This window comes from Janthinobacterium sp. SUN128, from assembly GCF_030587275.1.
GTDB classification, from domain to species: Bacteria; Pseudomonadota; Gammaproteobacteria; order Burkholderiales; family Burkholderiaceae_D; genus Janthinobacterium; species Janthinobacterium lividum.
Genome location: NZ_JAPWHY010000001.1, coordinates 2182584 through 2198941, shown reverse-complemented (window position 1 = coordinate 2198941; position 16358 = coordinate 2182584). Strand labels below are relative to the sequence as shown.

14 protein-coding genes are annotated in these 16358 nt (G+C 63.7%); 11 read left to right on the top strand and 3 right to left on the bottom strand.

Translation table 11 applies throughout. The features are described from left to right. Positions 1–64: 64 nt before the first annotated feature. The 8 genes from O3297_RS09985 to O3297_RS09950 are packed head-to-tail and all read left to right on the top strand — an operon-like array spanning position 65 to position 6889. Positions 65–757: an amino acid ABC transporter permease gene (locus O3297_RS09985; protein WP_251348357.1), complete on the top strand. Its 693-nt coding sequence runs from the start codon at positions 65–67 to the stop codon at positions 755–757. Between the two features lies 1 nt (position 758). Beyond that, positions 759–1409 carry an amino acid ABC transporter permease gene (locus O3297_RS09980; protein WP_034782946.1) on the top strand — a complete coding sequence of 217 codons (651 nt, stop codon included), beginning with the start codon at positions 759–761 and terminating at the stop codon, positions 1407–1409. Continuing rightward, a complete protein-coding gene (locus O3297_RS09975) occupies positions 1396–2130 on the top strand; it encodes an amino acid ABC transporter ATP-binding protein (protein ID WP_034782945.1) in 735 nt (244 codons plus the stop codon). Before O3297_RS09980 ends, O3297_RS09975 begins: the two co-directional genes overlap by 14 nt. After that, complete coding sequence (locus tag O3297_RS09970) at positions 2127–2873, top strand: sugar phosphate isomerase/epimerase (protein ID WP_305048567.1); 747 nt, start codon at positions 2127–2129, stop codon at positions 2871–2873. The genes O3297_RS09975 and O3297_RS09970 overlap by 4 nt, the downstream gene beginning before the upstream one ends. Then, on the top strand, positions 2870–3844 hold the full coding sequence (locus O3297_RS09965; RefSeq protein WP_305048566.1) for a sugar kinase: 975 nt from the start codon (positions 2870–2872) through the stop codon (positions 3842–3844). The genes O3297_RS09970 and O3297_RS09965 overlap by 4 nt, the downstream gene beginning before the upstream one ends. A 19-nt stretch (positions 3845–3863) precedes the next feature. Continuing rightward, the gene (locus O3297_RS09960) at positions 3864–4823 is read left to right on the top strand and encodes a D-glycerate dehydrogenase (RefSeq protein ID WP_305048565.1); all 960 of its coding nucleotides are present in this window, start codon (positions 3864–3866) and stop codon (positions 4821–4823) included. A gap of 35 nt (positions 4824–4858) precedes the next feature. Beyond that, positions 4859–5875: a porin gene (locus O3297_RS09955; protein ID WP_305048564.1), complete on the top strand. Its 1017-nt coding sequence runs from the start codon at positions 4859–4861 to the stop codon at positions 5873–5875. 12 nt (positions 5876–5887) lie between these two features. Then, entirely contained in the window at positions 5888–6889 is a 1002-nt protein-coding gene (locus O3297_RS09950) for a Gfo/Idh/MocA family protein (RefSeq protein ID WP_305048563.1), read from the top strand. 72 nt (positions 6890–6961) lie between these two features. Here the strand turns inward: O3297_RS09950 and lysS are convergent, their stop codons facing one another. From lysS to prfB, 3 genes are all read right to left on the bottom strand, one after another. Then, entirely contained in the window at positions 6962–8491 is a 1530-nt protein-coding gene (lysS, locus tag O3297_RS09945; RefSeq protein ID WP_070254181.1) for a lysine--tRNA ligase, read from the bottom strand. An 18-nt stretch (positions 8492–8509) separates the two neighbouring features. Then, positions 8510–9205 carry an HAD family phosphatase gene (locus O3297_RS09940; RefSeq protein ID WP_305048562.1) on the bottom strand — a complete coding sequence of 232 codons (696 nt, stop codon included), beginning with the start codon at positions 9203–9205 and terminating at the stop codon, positions 8510–8512. A gap of 2 nt (positions 9206–9207) precedes the next feature. Beyond that, positions 9208–10312 (bottom strand): peptide chain release factor 2 gene (gene prfB / locus O3297_RS09935; RefSeq protein ID WP_138829122.1). Its coding sequence is split into 2 segments (ribosomal slippage): positions 9208–10230 and positions 10232–10312, totalling 1104 coding nucleotides; the frame shifts between segments, so codons are not numbered across the junction. A 202-nt stretch (positions 10313–10514) separates the two neighbouring features. Here prfB and O3297_RS09930 point away from each other — a divergent pair. From O3297_RS09930 to O3297_RS09920, 3 genes are all read left to right on the top strand, one after another. Continuing rightward, entirely contained in the window at positions 10515–12548 is a 2034-nt protein-coding gene (locus O3297_RS09930; RefSeq protein ID WP_305048561.1) for a bifunctional 2',3'-cyclic-nucleotide 2'-phosphodiesterase/3'-nucleotidase, read from the top strand. Continuing rightward, a complete protein-coding gene (locus O3297_RS09925) occupies positions 12545–13036 on the top strand; it encodes a tetratricopeptide repeat protein (RefSeq protein ID WP_305048560.1) in 492 nt (163 codons plus the stop codon). Before O3297_RS09930 ends, O3297_RS09925 begins: the two co-directional genes overlap by 4 nt. A 534-nt stretch (positions 13037–13570) precedes the next feature. Next, a complete protein-coding gene (locus tag O3297_RS09920) occupies positions 13571–16354 on the top strand; it encodes a heparinase II/III family protein (RefSeq protein ID WP_305048559.1) in 2784 nt (927 codons plus the stop codon). Positions 16355–16358 lie beyond the last annotated feature (4 nt).

The following is a 16358-nucleotide window of genomic DNA, read 5'->3' as shown; positions in this document are numbered from 1 at the left end:
TGTCCGCACGGCGCGCCGCCATGGTGGCGTCGCCGGGGATGCGCACGTAGAAAAGGAGTTGAGTATGCCGTATGAATTTCATTTCGAACTCGTCATGCAATCGCTGGACCGCCTGTTGTGGGGTGCGGCGCTGACGATACGCCTGAGCGCCCTGTCCATGGTGCTGGGGCTGGCGGTGGGCGTCTGCGCCGCCGTCATCCTGAAGAATGGTCCCGCCTATGCCCGCGCGGTGGTGCGCGCCTATGTCGAGATCATCCGCAGCACGCCATTCCTGGTGCAGCTGTTCATCATTTACTTCGGCTTGCCGTCGCTGGGCCTGCAGCTCGACGCGAACGGCGCCGCGCTGGTCGCCATGACGGTCAACCTGGGCGCCTACGCGGCGGAAATCGTGCGCGCCGGTATCGGCGCCGTGCATCCGTCGCAGCTGGAGGCGGCGCAGGCGCTGGGCATGACGCGCTGGCAGGTGATGCGCCACGTAGTGCTGCTGCCGGCGCTGGAAAAAGTGTATCCGGCGCTGGCCAGCCAGTTCACGCTGATGATGCTTGCCTCGAGCGTCGTGTCGGCCATTTCCGCCGAAGAGCTGACCGCCGCGGCCCACCTGCTCGACTCGGAAACCTTCCGCAGTTTCGAGATCTACATCGTCGTGATGGTGCTGTACATCCTGCTGGCCCTGCTGTTCCGCTTCGGTTTCTGGGTGCTGGGCCAGATCGTCTTCAAACGCCGCCGCCGTCTGGGCGCGGTGCGCATGGGAGCATGACATGATCAGTGATTTTTCCTGGGATAACCTGCAATTCCTGCTCGAGGCCACGCGCTGGACCATCGGCCTGTCGCTGATCGTCTTCATCACGGGCGGCATCGCCGGCTTCGCCGTGGCGCTGCTGCGCACGGCGCGCAGTCCCGTCCTGCGTTGCATCAGCGCCCTGTACATCCAGCTGATCCAGGGCACGCCCGTGCTGATCGTGCTGTTTCTCACCTATTACGGCCTGGCCCTGTTCGGCTACAAGCTGTCGCCAATCATCGCGGCGGGGGCGGCGATGACGATCTTTGCCAGCGCCTACCTGGGCGAGATCTGGCGCGGCTGCATCGAAGGCGTGCAGCGGCAGCAGTGGGAAGCATCGGCCGCGCTGGCGCTGAACCGCTACCAGCAGCTGCGCTACGTCATCCTGCCGCAGGCGCTGCGCCATTCGCTGCCGCCGACGGTGGGCTTCATGGTGCAGATCATCAAGAATACTTCGATCACCTCGATCATCGGCGTGGTGGAACTGACGCGGGCAGGGCAACTGGTCAGCAACGCGACCTTCCTGCCTTTCATCGTCTTTCCCGTCGTCGCCCTGATCTACTTCGCGCTGTGCTATCCGCTGTCGCGCTACAGCCATTCACTGGAAAGGAAATTCCATGCCCATCGTTGAAATCGACCATATCAGCAAGAGCTTCGGCGCCAACCATGTGCTCAAGGGCGTGTCGTTCGCCGTCGAGCGGGGCCAGGTGATCGCCGTGATCGGCCGCAGCGGCTCCGGCAAGAGCACCATGCTGCGCTGTATCAATGGCCTGGAAACCATCGACAGCGGCAGCATCGTCGTGGCCGGCCATACGCTGACGGCGCGCCAGGAGCATCTGCTCGACTTGCGCAAGGATGTCGGCATGGTCTTCCAGAGCTACAACCTGTTCCCCCACCTGACCGTCGAAGAAAACGTCATGCTGGCGCCGCGCATCGTCAAGAAAGTGCCCGACGCCCAGGGCCGCGCCACGGCGCTGCGCGTGCTCAAGCAGGTGGGCCTGGACCACAAGCGCGAAGCCTATCCCGAGCAGTTGTCGGGCGGCCAGCAGCAGCGCGTGGCGATCGCCCGTTCGCTGGCGATGGAGCCGCAAGTGATGCTGTTCGACGAAGTGACGTCGGCGCTCGACCCGGAACTGACGCAGGAAGTGCTGAAAGTCATGGAAGAGCTGGCGCAGGCCGGCATGACGATGCTGCTGGTGACGCACGAGATGGAGTTCGCGCGGCGCATGGCCGACGTCACCGTCTTCATGCACCAGGGGACGGTGTGGGAGAGCGGGCCTTCGGAGGCCTTCTTCAGCAACCCGCAAACGCCCGAAGCGCGCCAGTTCGTCGGCGCGGGAGCGATCAAGTGAGCCCCGTCCTGGTGGCGGCGTCGGCCTATGGCGCAAGCAGGGTACGGCAATTGGGGCAAAGCCATTTCATCGACGTGGTGGCCGATGCGGGGGGCGCCGGCATCGAGATCCGCCGCGAACTGTTTACTTCCGACTTGCCGGACCTGGCGCGCATGGGCGCGGCGGTGGCCGCGCGCGGCCTGTACTGCGTGTATTCCACGCCCATCGAATTGTGGGGCGCGGACGGATTGCTGCAGCACGAGCTGCTGCAGCAGATGCTGGACGAGGCGGCGCGCCTGGGCGCGCGCTACCTGAAGGTGTCGCTCGGCCATTACCCGGCCGCGCCCGAGCTGCAGGCCTTGAACGCTTTGTTGGCGGCCGCACCCGTGGCGCTGCTGGTGGAAAACGACCAGACGGCCCATGGCGGCAGGCTGGCGACGATGGCGCGCTTCCTGGCGGCGGCGCGCGAAGGCGGGCTGCCGGTGGGGCTGACCTTCGACATCGGCAACTGGCGCTGGGTGGGCGAGGATGCGCAGCAGGCGGCGCGCCTGCTGGCGCCGTACGTGCGCTATGTGCACTGCAAGGCTGTCATCGATGACGGGGGGCGGTTGTCCGCCTGCGCCGTTTCCGAGGCCGATCCGGCCTGGCGCGCCGTCTTCGCGCACTTTGCGCCGGGCGTGCAGCGGGCCATCGAATTCCCGCTCGAGGGCGTCGACCTGGTGGCCGAAACGGGCCGCTACATTCAAATCCTGGAGGCCGCATGATCAAACACGAAATGCTGCAAGGGGAGCACGCGCTCGATGTCGTCACCTACGGCGAGGCGATGGCGATGTTCGTTGCCGAGGAAACGGGCGACCTGGCGGCCGTGGCGCATTTCACGCGCCGCCTGGCCGGCGCCGAGACGAATGTCGCCATCGGCCTGGCGCGCCTGGGCTTGCGCGTCGGCTGGCTGAGTCGGGTGGGCGACGACTCGTTCGGCCGCTTCATCCGCGCCAGCGTGCAGGCCGAGGGCGTCGATTGCAGCCGGGTCGCCACCGTCGCCGGCCAGTCCAGCGCCTTCCTGCTCAAGGAGAAGGCCGAGAACGGCGCCGATCCGCTGGTCGAATACTTCCGCAAGGGTTCCGCCGCCAGCCGGCTGGCGCCCGAGCATTTCGACCCCGCCTATTTCCTGTCCGCGCGCCACCTGCACGCCACGGGCGTGGCCGCGGCGCTGTCCGAGACCAGCCTGGCATTCGCCGGCCAGGCCCTTGACTTCATGCGCGCCAACGGCCGGAGCGTATCGTTCGACCCGAATCTGCGGCCCTCGCTGTGGCCGTCGCAAGCCGTGATGGTCGAACAGATCAACCGCCTCGCCGCCAAGGCGGACTGGGTGCTGCCCGGCCTGGGGGAGGGGAAAATCCTCACCGGCCACGACCTGCCGCACGACGTCGCCGGCTTTTACCTGCAGCAGGGCGCGCGGCTGGTGGTCATCAAGCTGGGCGCCGAGGGTGCCTATTACCGCACGGCCGATGGCGACAGCGGCATGGTGCCGGGCGAGCGCGTGGCCAACGTGGTCGACACGGTAGGCGCCGGCGACGGCTTCGCGGCCGGCCTGGTCAGCGCCTTGCTGGAAGGCTTGCCGCTGGCGCAGGCGGTACGGCGCGGCAACCGGGTCGGCGCCTTCGCCATCCAGGTGGCCGGCGACATGGAAGGCTTGCCGACCCGCGCCCAGCTCGACGCGCTGGTCCCATCTTGAACCGTACAGGGGAAAACTCGTGAAAAAACATGTGGTTGTGTATAAAAAGCTGGCCGAGCCGCTGCTGGCGCGCCTGCGCGAAGAATGCGAGGTGACGTATTTTGAGGCGATCGATGCGGGCAACCGCGCCGCATTCGCGGCCGCCATCCGCGGCGCGCACGGCTTGCTGGGCGCCAGCGTGCGCCTGGACCGCGAACTGCTGGATCCGGCCGAACAGCTGCGCATCATTTCCACCATTTCAGTGGGCGTCGACCAGTTCGACGTGGATTACCTGCGCGAACGGGGCATCTTGCTGGAAAATACGCCCGACGTGCTGACGGAGACGACGGCGGACACGATCTTCGCGCTGATCCTCGCCAGCGCGCGGCGCGTCGTCGAACTGGCCGAATTCGTCAAGGCCGGACGCTGGACGCGCAGCGTGGGCGAAAGCCAGTACGGCGTCAATGTGCATGGCAAGACCATCGGCATGCTGGGCATGGGCCGCATCGGCCGCGCCGTCGCCCGCCGCGCCGCGCTCGGCTTCGGCATGCAGGTGCTGTACGTGAACGGCGAAGCGGTGCCCGAGGTGGAGGCGGCGCTGGGCGCGCGCCAGGTGGCGCTCGACGACTTGCTGGAAGGGTCCGATTTCGTCTGCGTGGTGCTGCCGCTGACGGCGCAGACGGAACGCATGATGGGCCGGCGCGAGTTCGCGCTGATGCGCCCCGGCGCCATCTTCATCAACGGTTCGCGCGGGCGCATTGTCGACGAGGCGGCGCTGATCGAGGCGCTGCAGCAGGGCACCATCCACGGCGCCGGTCTCGACGTGTTTGAACGCGAACCGCTGGCGCCGGACAATCCGCTGCCGGGCATGGCCAACGTGGTGGCGCTGCCGCATATCGGCTCGGCCACGCACGAAACGCGCTACGCCATGGCGCAGCAGGCCGTGGACAACCTGCTGGCAGGCTTGCGCGGCGAGCGTCCGCGCCATCTGGTGGGCTAGGCGCAGTTTCTAAAAAAAGATAGACAGGGAAAGAGATGAAGAAGAAGGTAGTAGGGGCAATGATCATTGGCGCCGGCAGCGGCCTGTGTTGCGCGCAGTCGAACGTGGCCGTGTACGGCATCATGGACATGGGTGTCGTGTCCGAGAGCGGCGGCGCCGGCGGCAGGGTGCTGAAGCTGACGAGCGGCATCGCTAACGGCTCGCGGCTCGGTTTCAAGGGCAGCGAAGACCTGGGCGGCGGCATGACGGCGCTGTTTACGATGGATGCGGGCATCCTGGCCGACACGGGCGCTTCGGCCCAGGGTGGCCTGCTGTTCGGGCGCCAGGCCTTCGTCGGCCTGGGCGGCGCGGCGGGCACGCTGCGGCTGGGCCGCCAGTACACGTTCATCGATAGCAGCCTGGGGGCGCTGGACCCGTTTTACCTGGGTTTTGCTGGCAGGATGAGCAACGTCTTCACGGCCGGCTATATCAGCCGGGTCGACAACAGCATCACCTACAGCTCGCCCGTGCGCGGCGGCCTTTCCGGCGAACTGGCGTACGGTTTCGGCGAAGTGCCCGGCGACGCGGCGGCCAGGCGCTACACGGGCGCGGCGGCCACCTATGCCAGCGGGCCGCTGTACGTGCGCATGGCGCACCAGGACGCCAACACCATATCCAGCGCGCAAGTGGCGGGCAGGGCGCGCAACACGGTGCTGGGCGCTACCTGGGACTTTGGCGTGCTCAAGGCGCATGGCGCCGTCGCCTTCAGCAAGAGCATGGCGGGCGCGGCCACCACGGTCGACAGCGCGGACCTGATGCTGGGCGCCACCGTGCCTTTTGGCCCGCACCGCGTCCTGTTCTCGTACGTGCGCCGCGACGACCGGCGCGCCGCCAACGGCGACGCTTCCCAGGTCGGCATCGGCTACACCTATGCGCTGTCGAAGCGCAGCACCTTGTATGCCGCTTACGCGCATATCGATAACCGCAACGGCGCCGCCTATGTGGTGGGCAATGCCACCGACAACGGCACCGGCAACCAGGCCTGGAACCTCGGCCTGCGCCACACTTTTTAACGGGAGAATCGAATGAAGAAGATCGGATGGATTTTGGTGGGCGCCAGCACCGTGGCGCGCGAATGGATGGTCGACGCGATCCGCCAGCAGGGCGATGCCGAAGTGCTGGCCGTGGTCAGCCGGGACGCCGCGCGCGGCGCCGCCTTTGCCGCGCAGTTCGGCATCGGTGCCAGCTACACGGACCTGGATGCGGCACTGGCCCATCCGGGCGCGGACGCCGTGTACATCAGCACCACCAACGAGTTGCACATGGCGCAAACCTTGCAGGCGGCGGGCGCCGGCAAGCACGTGCTGTGCGAGAAGCCGCTGGCGCTGAACCTGGACGACGCCCGCCGCATGGTGGACGGCTGCGTTGAAGCGGGCGTGGTGCTGGGGATTAACCACCACCTGCGCAACGCCGCCAGCCACGGCAAGGTGCGCGAGCTGATACGCGCCGGCGAGATCGGCCAGCCCCTGTATTGCCGCGTGCTGCACGCGAACAACCTGCCGCAGCACCTGCGCGGCTGGCGTCTGGACGCGCCGGAGTCGGGCGGCGTCACGCTCGACATGTTCGTGCACGACGTCGACACCCTGCGCTTCCTGCTGGACTCGGAGCCGCGCCACGTGACGGCCTGCGCCACCAGCGGCGGCATGACGGTGGCCGGGCTGGAAGAGGGCCTGATGGCTGTCATCGAGTTCGACAACGGCACCCTGGTGCAGGTGCACGACGCGTTCAACGCGCCGCATTCGCTGTCCGGCGTGGAAATTATAGGCACCAAGGGCACCATCTTCGCCACCGGCGTGATGACGCAGCGCCCCGTCGGCAGCATTACCCTGACGCGCGACGGCGGCAGCGTCGACATCCCCGTCGAGCATGAAAACCTGTACGTGCGCTCGGTGCGCGCCTTCCAGCGCGCCATGCGCGGCGAAGGGCAGCCGGCCGCCACCGGCGACGACGGCATGCGTGCGCTGGCCACGGCATTGGCGGCGCAGCAGGCCAGCCGCAGCCACCAGCGCGTGACCCTGGCCGGCTGACGGCCTGCGGCAGATGTAAAAAAGCCGCCTGATCGCAAGACCAGGCGGCTTTTTATCGGCTTGCGGCCGTGATTATTCTTCGCGGCGCAGGTGCGGGAACAGCAGGACGTCGCGGATGTTCGGCGAATCCGTGATGATCATCATCAGGCGGTCGATGCCGATGCCGCAGCCGCCGGCTGGCGGCATGCCGTATTCCAGCGCGCGGATGTAGTCGGCGTCGTAGAACATCGCCTCTTCATCGCCGGCATCCTTGGCGGCCACTTGCGCCAGGAAGCGGGCCGACTGGTCTTCCGCGTCGTTCAATTCGGAGAAGCCGTTGGCGATTTCGCGGCCCACCATGAACAGCTCGAAGCGCTCGGTGATGCCGGCCACCGTGTCGGAAGCGCGCGCCAGTGGCGACACTTCGACCGGGTAGTCGATGATGTAGGTCGGTTCCCACAGCTGCGCTTCAGCCGTTTCTTCGAACAGCGCCAGTTGCAGCGCGCCCAGGCCGGCCGTGGCGAACGGCTTGACACCAAATTTCTTCAGCTCTTCCTTGATGAATTCCGCATCGTTCAACTGCTCCGGCGTGTAGCCCGGTGCGTACTTGTTGATCGCTTCGACGATGGTCAGGCGGTGGAACGGCTTGGCCAGGTCCAGCTCGCGGCCGCCATAGGTCAGGGTGGCGGTGCCGTGCGCGTCGATGGCGGCCTGGCGGATGACGGCTTCCGTGAAGTCCATCAGCCATTTGTAGTCGGTGTAGGCCGCGTAGAATTCCATCATCGTGAATTCAGGGTTGTGACGGATCGACACGCCTTCGTTGCGGAAGTTGCGGTTGATCTCGAACACGCGGTCGAAGCCGCCCACCACCAGGCGCTTCAGGTACAGTTCCGGCGCGATGCGCAGGAACATTTGCATGTCCAGTGCATTGTGGTGCGTGATGAACGGCTTTGCCGCCGCGCCGCCCGGGATCGTGTGCAGCATCGGCGTTTCCACTTCCATGAACTCGTTCTTTTCCATGAAGCGGCGGATCGACGAGATGGCGGCGGTACGCGCCTTGAAGGTGCGGCGCGTCTCTTCGTTCATGATCAGGTCGACGTAGCGCTGGCGGTACTTCGTTTCCTGGTCGGCCAGGCCGTGGAATTTGTCCGGCAGCGGGCGCAGCGACTTGGTGATCAAACGCAGTTCCGTGACCTTGATGGTCAGTTCGTCCGTCTTGGTCTTGAACAGCGTGCCCGTCACGCCCAGGATATCGCCCAGGTCATAGTGGTGCAGGGCGGCCATGGCCGCTTCGCCGGTGAGGTCCAAGGTAGCGTAGATCTGGATGCGGCCGTCGGCTTTCGGGCCGGAAGCGTCCTGCAGGGTGGCGAAAGCGGCTTTCTTGCCCGCTTCGCGCTTGAGCATCATGCGGCCGGCCAGCACCACGGTGACAGGTTCGGCTTCCAGCTCTTCGCGCGTCTTGCTGCCGTATTGCGCATGCAGATCTGCCGCCTTGTGCTCGGGGCGGAAATCGTTCGGGAAGGCGACGCCTTGTTCGCGCAGTGCTGCCAGCTTGACGCGGCGCTCGGCGATGATCTTGTTTTCATCGGGGGCGGCGGCTTGTTCTTGGATATCCGTAGTCATGGTGTTCTTCGTTGGTGATTATTGATGATGTGGTGCCAGCGCTGGCGCCACGCTGGCAAACAGTGCGTCGACGTCGAGCGAGGAGAAATCCGGCACGATGGCAATGACGTTGTCGAAGGCGGCAAACGCTTCGGCCGGCAGGGTGGTGGTGAGTACCACGACCCGCATGCCGGCACGGCGCGCCGCTTCGACGCCCAGGGGCGCGTCTTCGAAGACGATGCAGTTGTGCGGCAGCGCTCCGGCCAGCAGCGCGCCTTTCAGGAAAACGTCCGGGTGCGGCTTGCCCCGTTCCACGTCGGCGGCGCCGACGATGGCGTCGAAGCGGTGGCGCAGGTCCAGGCCGTCGAGCGTGAACGCGATGTTCTCGTCCGGCGCGGCCGTGCCCACCACCAGTCCCACGCCAGCCTGGCGCGCGCTGGCGATCAAGGCGTCGAAACCGGCCACCGTGGCCAGGTGCGGGCCATACAGTTCGCGGTAGACGACTTCCTTTTCAGCCAGCAGGGTGAGGTGGTCGGCATCCGCGCCCAGGTACTTGGCGATGATTTCGTGTCCCTGCCGTCCTGCCGTGTCGCGGAAAAAAACGTCCGCGTCCAGCGCATGGCCGTGGCGTTCAAAGAACGCCAGCCACGATGTCGTGTGGAAGGCCATGTTGTCGACAATCGTGCCATCCATGTCGAACAGGAAGGCGCGCTGCGCCGGAGCGGATGCGTTCATCCTTATACGCCTTGCTTGAGCGAGGCGGAAATGAACTCGTCGATGTCGCCATCGAGCACGCCCTTGGTATTGCCCGTCTCGAAACCGGTGCGCAAATCCTTGATGCGGGACTGGTCCAGCACGTAGGAGCGGATCTGGTGACCCCAGCCCACGTCCGTCTTCGAGTCTTCCAGCTTTTGCTGTTCGCTCATGCGCTTGCGCAGTTCATGCTCGTACAGTTTCGCTTTCAGCATTTCCATCGCTTCGGCGCGGTTGCGGTGCTGCGAACGGTCGTTCTGGCACTGCACCACGATGCCGGTCGGCGCATGGGTCATGCGGACGGCGGAGTCGGTCTTGTTGATGTGCTGACCGCCGGCGCCCGACGCGCGGTAGGTGTCGACGCGGATATCGGCCGGGTTGACGTCGATCTCGATCGAATCGTCGACTTCCGGATACACGAACAGCGACGTAAACGAGGTGTGGCGGCCGTTGGCCGAGTCGAATGGCGACTTGCGCACCAGGCGGTGCACGCCTGTTTCCGTGCGCAGGAAGCCGTAGGCATGATCGCCCTCGACCTTCAGGGTGGCCGTCTTGATGCCGGCTACCTCGCCGTCCGACTGCTCCAGGATTTCGACCTTGAAGCCCTTGCGTTCGCAATAGCGCAGGTACTGGCGCAGCAGCATCGAAGCCCAGTCCTGGGCTTCCGTGCCGCCGGCGCCGGCCTGGATGTCGATGAAGCAGTTGTTCGGGTCCATCGGATTGTTGAACATCCGGCGGAATTCCATGCTTTCGATGACCTTGCGGATTTCCTGCACGTCCTGCTCGATCGCTTCGAGCGTGTCGTCGTCGCCTTCTTCGCGGGCCATGTCGAACAGGTCGCGGGTGTCGCGCAGGTCGGCATCGGCCTTGGCCAGGGTGAAGACGATGGCTTCGAGCGCCTTCTTCTCTTTACCGAGGTCCTGGGCGCGTTTGGGATCGTTCCAGACCGTGGGGTCTTCCAGTTCTTCGTTGACTTGCTCTAGTTTCTCCGACTTGACAGTGAAGTCAAAGATACCTCCGAAGTTCGGCTTCGCGGACCGTCAGGTCGTTGAGCAGGGCGGAGATGATATTGATGCGTTCGGCTTCCATAATGTTCTGGTCTTCTATGGTGAAATCAAACCCTGAATTATACGCGAGCGCGGCCGGTTTCTGATGCCGGCGGCGCCGAATCGATGCCGCACGGGGCAATAAAATGACGATTTTGCTGTATTTGCGACAATATTTTTGCCTTGATGATGGCTACCGTGCTGCGTATGATGCTGGCGATATTGTCTTTCCACAGGAATACATCATGCTTCAATCTCCCCGTCTCGCCCTGTTACCGCTGCTGCTGGCCGGCTGCGGTGCCTTGCCGCCCGCCGCCCATGGACCCGCCCAGCCGCTGGCCGCCGCGCCCGCGGGCAGCAGCGCCACCCTGGCCCTGCTGGAGACGACGGACTTGCACGCGAATGTGCTCAGTTATGACTATTACAAGCTGCAGGCGGAACCGTCGATCGGCCTGGAACGCACGGCGGCCCTGATCGCCCAGGCGCGCGCGCAGTATCCGAACAATCTTTTGCTCGACAACGGCGACACCATCCAGGGCACGGCCCTGGCCGACTACCAGGCATTGGTCAAACCGCTGGCCTGCGACCAGACCCTGGCCATCTACAAGGCCATGAATCTGCTGAAGGTCGATGGCGGCGGCATCGGCAACCACGAATTCAACTACGGCCTGGCGTTTCTGAGCCAGGTGACGGGCAACCAATTCGACGTCGACAGCGTCGATGCCGGCAAGCCGCGCTGTGCCGGTCCCGCGTTCCCGCAAGTGCTGGCCAACGTCTACAGCGTCAAGACGGGCAAGCCCCTGTTTGCGCCGTACCACATCATCGCCAAGCAGATCACGGCCACCGGCCCCGATGGGCGGCCAATCACGAGCAGCGTGAAGGTCGGCATCATCAGCTTTGCGCCGCCCACCATCATGGCCTGGGACAAGCGCTGGCTCGAAGGTCGCGTCTATACGCAGGGCGTGCGCGAGACGGCGGAAAAATTCATTCCCGAGATGCGCGCCAAGGGCGCCGAGCTGGTGGTGGCCATCTCGCACGGCGGCTTGGATAGCAGCCCGTATTCGCCCACCATGGAAAACGGCAATTACTACCTGTCGCAAGTGCCGGGCGTGGACGCCATGCTGATCGGCCACTCGCACCAGCTGTTCCCGAACGCGGCCAGCACGGTGCCGCAGTTCAATCTGCCCGGCGTCGACAAGGTCAAGGGCCTGGTCAATGGCGTGCCCACCGTGATGGCCAATTTGTGGGGCAAGCATTTGGGCGTGATCGGTTTGCGCCTGCGCCACGACGGCAAGCAGTGGGTCGTCGACAAGAGCGCCACCACGGTGGAAGCGCGCGGCATCCAGAACGCGGACAAGAGCTACGTCCAGCCTGACCCGGCCATCGCCAGGCTGGTGGCGGAAGAACACGCGGCGACGATCGCCTACGTGCAGACGCCCGTCGGCGCCACGGACTTCCGCATGTCGACGTATTTTGCCGACGTGGGCGACGTCAGCGCCATCGAAGTGGTGAACCAGGCGCAGGCGGGCTATCTGGCCGCCTACGTCAAGGCGAACTTGCCGCAGTATGCCAACCTGCCGGTGCTGTCGATGTCGTCCCCGTTCAAGAGCGGCTCGGCTGGCGTGTCCGACTACACGGACGTCAAGGCGGGCAATGTGGCGCTGAACAACGCGGCCGACCTGTATTTGTATCCGAACGCGCTGTACGGCGTGAAGATGAATGGCGCGGAGCTGAAAGCCTGGCTGGAACAGTCGGCGCAGCGCTTCAATACCATCGATCCGAACAAGCTGGAAGCGCAGGAACTGGTCAACACGGCCCATCCGAGCTACAACTTCGACGCCATCACCAGCGCTGATGTGCGCTACCAGATCGATGTCACGCAGCCGCCGGGCCAGCGCATCCAGGGCCTGACGTACCAGGGCAAGCCGGTGGACGTGGGCCAGGAATTTTTGATTGCGACGAATAACTACCGCGCCAGCGGTGGCGGCAATTTCCCTGGCCTCGACGGCAGCAAGACGGTGGTGGCCTCGCCCGACAACAACCGCGAACTGCTGATCGCCTACGTCACGCAGCAGAAAAACCTGACGCGCGCAAAAAACGGCTCGGCGCGCAGCTGGCGCTTTGCCAAGGTTGCCACGAAGGGCCCGGTGGTCTTCCATTCAGCGCCGAACGTGATCGAGCTGGCGAAAGCGGCGGCCATCGATAACGTCACGCAGCTGAAATCTGATGATGGTGCGGGCAAGGGCTTTGCGCTGTACCAGCTCGATTTGTCGAAATGATGCTGGCAAATTTGCTGCTGGCCGCCGCGCTGGCGTCCCCCGTGGCAGCCGCGGCGCCCGATGCCACGGCACAGGCCAAGGTCTTGATGCGCGCGGGCGAGTCGACCCAGCCGCAGGCGCGCGCCCTGTTCGAACAGGCGGCGGTGCAGGGCGGCGGGCCTGCCGCATACTACCTGGGCTTGATGCACAAGAACGGCATGGGCGGCCCGCAGGACAGCGCCGCCGCGCTGCGCTGGCTGGAACTGGCTGCGCAACGCGGCGTGGCGCCGGCCATGTTCATCGTGGCGAACCTGCTGCAGGACAGCGACGAAGCTACGGCGCGCTACTGGCTCGACGCTGCCTGCGACCTCGCATACCCGGAAGCGCTGCAGCAGAAGTCCGTCGCCCTGGCGGAGGGCCGCATGGGTTATGCGCACAATGAGGAGCAGTCCTTCCTGTACCTGAAGATGGCGACGCACGCGATGGGACACAGGACCGCTGAGCCGTAATGATGCGGCTGGAGAATTGCTTATTTTTCTCAAGAAATATTAATTTTCTTAAATAGCGTCCTTCCTTATATTTTCTTTCTCTGCATTGTATATTTATTATCATTTCAGGAATATTCGTGGCAATATGCTGTTAATATTTTTTTGATAATTTCACATGTGGAATAGAGGTAATGCATGGCATTTCAGGCAAAGGCAAGGCAATCTTTCCCCCTCGTGAGCCGGGGGGCGTTGGCAAAGAAATGGCGGCATGTTGGGCTGGCTCTGCTGCTGGCGGCGATGGCGTCGTCGGCCATGGCGCAGTTGCCGGCGCCACTCAAATCCGGGCATCCCAGGCTGTTTCTGGCGCAGGAGAGCATCGACGGACTGAAACGGCAATTACCGTACTATCCATCCGCTAAATTTCCCGCAGTCAAAGGCAGCATACAATTCAGTTTGCTGGCAAAGCACAAGGATAGTCAGGATGGCGAGAACCAAGCCATTTTTGGACAGTACAGCGGCACGAATAACACTATCCTCATCCGTCATGCGGACACCTTGGATACGCCAGGGACGATCGGCCTGCAAATTATCTTTATCGGCAAGCTGACACCTGCGGCGACCACCGCGGCAATGATGTCGTTGACCATCGTTCATCTGAAGGCGGACGCATTGGCCGAGATCAAGGTGGCGTGGGACGCCCAGCAGCATACGATCGATATCAGAGTCAATGGTGTCCCTGTACGCGCATTCTGGGGGGCGGCTACGGCGCCGTTCACCGACTGGACCGCAAATGAACAGATATTCGATGTCGGTGCGCGGCGCAATGAGGTCATGAGTAATTTCATCTTGCGCGACGGGCAGGGACAGGAATTAATGCAGTATGCGTCGCTCGATACCGGTCTGAAAAAGGTCTGGACAGATTATCGTTCCGCAGCCGACATGCGCCTGGCGGAAATCCGCAGCTGTGCCACGATCGCGCCCACGTCGTCCGACTTCCCGAAAGCGTGCAAGGTCGCTACCGGGCATCGCGGAACGATTTATGAAAGCGCGCAATTGCTGTCCATGGCATGGTTGCTGACGGAGCAGGATAAATACAAGCAAGGCCTGCTGACGTATGTCGACATGTTGCTGGCGAGTCCACTTCCCGCCGGCAATGAATGGTCGATGGGCGGCAGAGTGGCCGCCATGGGCCTCGTTTATGACTGGCTGTTTGATCTGATGGGCAGCGAGAATGTGCCTGCCGCAATGGGGGGCGGGTCTTACCGGTCCGTCCTGGCGCAGAGGATCAAGGACACGATTGCTGCCGAAAATACGGCAACGGCGGGCGACCATCTGGTGGCTTCCATGTGCGGCAGCAATCAGCACTTGCGCGATACGAGTACGGTCTTCGATTGCGCGCAGAAACCCGTGTACGAACATTGGAACCGTCCTACTGCATCTCCCTCGATTGCCACTTACTATGTCAGCGGCCACGCCTTCAGCGCCGTGACGAACATGGCGCTGGGCTTGCTGGCGATCGCGGAAGAGCATCCCGAAGTCGTGCCGATGATCGAAACGGCGTATGCGCATTTCGACAAGGGCTTCATGGCAGCGCGCGCCGCCATTTCGGCCGATGGCGGCCATCAGATGGGCTTCGCCTATGGCGTGTCGAGCATCCCGGAGCGCTTGCTGCTGTGGCGCACGGCGCTCGACAATGAAGGCGGCACGCCGCTGCTGCAGGCCGACTGGCAGGATCAACTGCTGTATCCCTATATCTATGGCTTGCGCAGCGATGGCCTGTTCCCTGCCAGCGGCGACAATTATGATTTGCTTGTAAGTAATCCACTGCTCGGACAATTGTCGCGCGGCGTGGCCAGTGTGGGCGACGACGGCGTGGCCTGGTCTTTTTACCGCGAGCAGGTAAATAGGCGTGCTTACAAGAAAGACGAGATCATGGAGCGTTTGTTCTGGCCGAAGGAAGTGGCGGCCGTGCCGATATCAAGCCTGCCCCTGGCGCGTCATTTCCGCGTGTCGGGCCAGGTAGTGATGCGCGACACATGGGATTATGCGAATGCCACGTTACTGGACTTCAAGTCCTCCTCGTTCGCGGCACAGAATCACCAGCACGCCGATCAGAATAGTTTTGCGCTGTATTACAAGGCGCCATTGCTGCTTGATACTGGCTTGTACGATAGCTATGAAAGCGTGCACTGGTGGAATTACTACACGCGCAGTGTGGCGCATAACACGATCACGGTCTACGATACGGTGGACGATCAGACGGAACGTCTCATGAATGGGGTGAGCGGCTTGAGCCGCGATGGCGGACAGTGGATGCAAGCGCTGCAACAGAACTATCCGACGATAGACGAAATTCAGCCCGGTGGCGTGAATGCGCTCGATGGCATCGTGCGCTATGAAAATACGCCGGAATATACCTATGCCAGCGGCAATGCCAGCAAGGCCTATTCAGCAACGCGGCTAGACCGGAATAACGGTTTCGTGCGCCAAATACTGTTCCTGCGCCAGCCGGCATTCTGGCCCAAGCCGGTGACGGTGATCTTTGATAGCGTGCGAAGCAAACGCGGCTTGCCGGCTACATTCTTGTTACATACGGCGCACGATCCTGCTGCCAATACTACCAATACCAGTAATTTTGGAGATGGCCGCTACAAGCTGGGCTACAGCGCAGGGCAGCGCCGCATCGCCACCGTGCGCAACGGCGGGGGTATGCTGATCGTGCAAACCGTGTTGCCGGAAAATGCTGTCGTGCATAAAGTTGGCGGCCTTGATCATGACGGCACCGTGTGCAGGCAGATGAGTGCGGTCACTGCGAATGAGCAGGCGGCCAGCAGCGGCGACTGCCGCTTTATGGTGCGCCGCCGCCAGGCCGACGGCAGTGATCTGTGGTTCAATCATCCGCCGCAAAAGAGCGAACAAAAAACCACCAATGAGGATGTGGGCACCTGGCGTCTGGAAGTCACATCGGCTAGCGCCCCCGCCGTGAATGCTCCCGAATATTTCCTGCACACGCTGTTTGTCGCCAATAACGACGGCGCCACGGGCACGGCCCAGCCACCCGATACGCGCCGCCTGTCGGCCGCGGGCAATACCGAGGCGCTGTTGATGGGCAGTCAGCTGCATGTGCTGTTCAACCGCGACGTGGCACCGGCCGGCCGCATGGAATGGACCTCGCCGCTGGCTGCCGGCGCCATCCTGGCCACGGGCCTGAAACCGGGCGTCCATTATGCGCTGACGTCGGCGCTGGCGGGCGACGCTTACGCCCGCAGTCTGGTCGAGGTGGTGCCAGGGCCGGGCACGCACCTGAGTTCCGACCAGGGCATGCTCAGCATCGAGTAAGCCG

Excerpts from the sequence above, each read along its gene's own strand:
- O3297_RS09930 (WP_305048561.1), top strand. The coding sequence starts at position 10,515 with ATGCTTCAATCTCCCCGTCTCGCCCTGTTACCGCTGCTGCTGGCCGGC.
- lysS (WP_070254181.1), bottom strand. The coding sequence starts at position 8,491 with ATGACTACGGATATCCAAGAACAAGCCGCCGCCCCCGATGAAAACAAG.
- O3297_RS09950 (WP_305048563.1), top strand. The coding sequence starts at position 5,888 with ATGAAGAAGATCGGATGGATTTTGGTGGGCGCCAGCACCGTGGCGCGC.
- O3297_RS09985 (WP_251348357.1), top strand. The coding sequence starts at position 65 with ATGCCGTATGAATTTCATTTCGAACTCGTCATGCAATCGCTGGACCGC.
- O3297_RS09940 (WP_305048562.1), bottom strand. The coding sequence starts at position 9,205 with ATGAACGCATCCGCTCCGGCGCAGCGCGCCTTCCTGTTCGACATGGAT.
- O3297_RS09925 (WP_305048560.1), top strand. The coding sequence starts at position 12,545 with ATGATGCTGGCAAATTTGCTGCTGGCCGCCGCGCTGGCGTCCCCCGTG.
- O3297_RS09980 (WP_034782946.1), top strand. The coding sequence starts at position 759 with ATGATCAGTGATTTTTCCTGGGATAACCTGCAATTCCTGCTCGAGGCC.
- O3297_RS09955 (WP_305048564.1), top strand. The coding sequence starts at position 4,859 with ATGAAGAAGAAGGTAGTAGGGGCAATGATCATTGGCGCCGGCAGCGGC.
- O3297_RS09975 (WP_034782945.1), top strand. The coding sequence starts at position 1,396 with ATGCCCATCGTTGAAATCGACCATATCAGCAAGAGCTTCGGCGCCAAC.
- O3297_RS09965 (WP_305048566.1), top strand. The coding sequence starts at position 2,870 with ATGATCAAACACGAAATGCTGCAAGGGGAGCACGCGCTCGATGTCGTC.